General features: G+C 73.3%; 2 protein-coding genes. Both read left to right on the top strand.

Annotation, left to right across the window (positions count from 1 at the left end):
- Window positions 1-233: 233 nt before the first annotated feature.
- Window positions 234-1,028 (top strand): aquaporin Z, encoded by a 795-nt coding sequence (aqpZ, locus tag PIJ49_RS16915; RefSeq protein ID WP_081984767.1) that lies wholly within the window; start codon window positions 234-236, stop codon window positions 1,026-1,028.
- 36 nt (window positions 1,029-1,064) lie between these two features.
- The gene (locus PIJ49_RS16910) at window positions 1,065-1,253 is read left to right on the top strand and encodes a hypothetical protein (RefSeq protein ID WP_066653419.1); all 189 of its coding nucleotides are present in this window, start codon (window positions 1,065-1,067) and stop codon (window positions 1,251-1,253) included.
- Window positions 1,254-1,377: the final 124 nt, after the last annotated feature.

Below are 1,377 nucleotides of genomic sequence, written 5' to 3'. Positions count from 1 at the left end.
GGCCGACAGATCCCGGTCCTGGTCCACCTCACCGGCGGCACCCGCACCGCACTGGCACGCACCACCCGCGTCCAGTAACAGCACCACCAGCACCACGCAGCACCACCCACAGGCCGGGGGACGCCCGACGTCCCCCGGCCGTTCCGTGCCCGGAACCGGCCGTCCACACAGCCGCAGCCGAACCCGGGAGGCGACCCGAGCCTCCCGTCCGCAGACCCAGGAGGAGACCCCACATGGCACGCAACCACGGAGCCGTCAGCGCATCGACCTCGGAACAGCGTCGCGAGGACGCTGCCGAGTGGAGCCCGCTGGCCCGCTACCTGTCCGAGTTCTTCGGCACCTTCCTGCTCGTGCTCGGCGGCGTCGGTACGGCACTCTTCGCCGCGAACTTCCCGAGCGACACCGACAACCAGTCCGGCGTCGGCTTCCTCGGCGTCGCACTGGCCTTCGGTCTGACGCTCGTCGCCGGCATCGCCGCCGTCGGGCACATCTCCGGCGGCCACTTCAACCCGGCCGTCACCCTCGGCCTCCTCGCCGCCGGGCGCACGGACCTGCGGCACGTGGCCGGCTACATCGTGTCGCAGGTCCTCGGCGGCCTCGCCGCGACCAGCATCATCGCGATCGTGCTCTCCGGGAAGGCCGGCGCCTTCCGGGCCGCGCACGACGCGGGCTTCGCCTCGAACGGCTTCGGCAGTGCCAGCCCGGGCGGGTACGGCCTCGGCGCCGTCTTCCTGACCGAGGCGGTCCTCACCGGGGTCTTCCTCGCGGTGATCCTCTCGATCACCGCCAAGCAGGAGTACCAGGCCCTCGCCCCGATCGGCATCGGCCTCACCCTGACCCTCATCCACCTGGTGAGCATCCCGGTGAGCAACACCTCCGTGAACCCCGCACGCTCCGTCGCTGCCGCGGTCTACGGTGGGGCCACGCCGCTCGCCCAGCTCTGGGTCTTCATCGTCGCACCGGTCCTCGGTGCGGTCGTCGCCGGCCTGATCGTCCGCGTCGGCGGTCGCCGCCGCATCACCGGCTGACCCCACGCGGTCACCCACCGAGAGAAGGAGAACAGCATGCGCAACCGCATCATCGTCATCGGGCTCATCGCCCTGGTCGGCATCTGGATCGGGTCCCGGTCGAACCGGCCCGTCGTGAAGAAGACGAGCACGGCCGAGACCATCCGCAAGGCCTGGAACGACCCGCACGCGCGGAAGCAGCGCGCGAAGCTCCGCAAGAAGATCGAGAAGGCCGCCTCGCACTGACGGGGTGACCACGGACGGGAGGCGGGGGGGCCGCGGGGCCCCCCCCGCCCCCCCCCCCGGCCCCCCCCGCCCCCCCCCCCCCCCCCCCCCCGCCCCCCCCCCCGCCCCCCCCCCCCCCACCCCC

The organism is Curtobacterium uvaldense, assembly GCF_028307415.1.
In the GTDB taxonomy this organism is placed as follows: domain Bacteria; phylum Actinomycetota; class Actinomycetes; order Actinomycetales; family Microbacteriaceae; genus Curtobacterium.
This window is presented reverse-complemented; position numbering and strand designations above follow the sequence as displayed.

Excerpts from the sequence above, each read along its gene's own strand:
- PIJ49_RS16910 (WP_066653419.1), top strand. The coding sequence starts at position 1,065 with ATGCGCAACCGCATCATCGTCATCGGGCTCATCGCCCTGGTCGGCATC.
- aqpZ (WP_081984767.1), top strand. The coding sequence starts at position 234 with ATGGCACGCAACCACGGAGCCGTCAGCGCATCGACCTCGGAACAGCGT.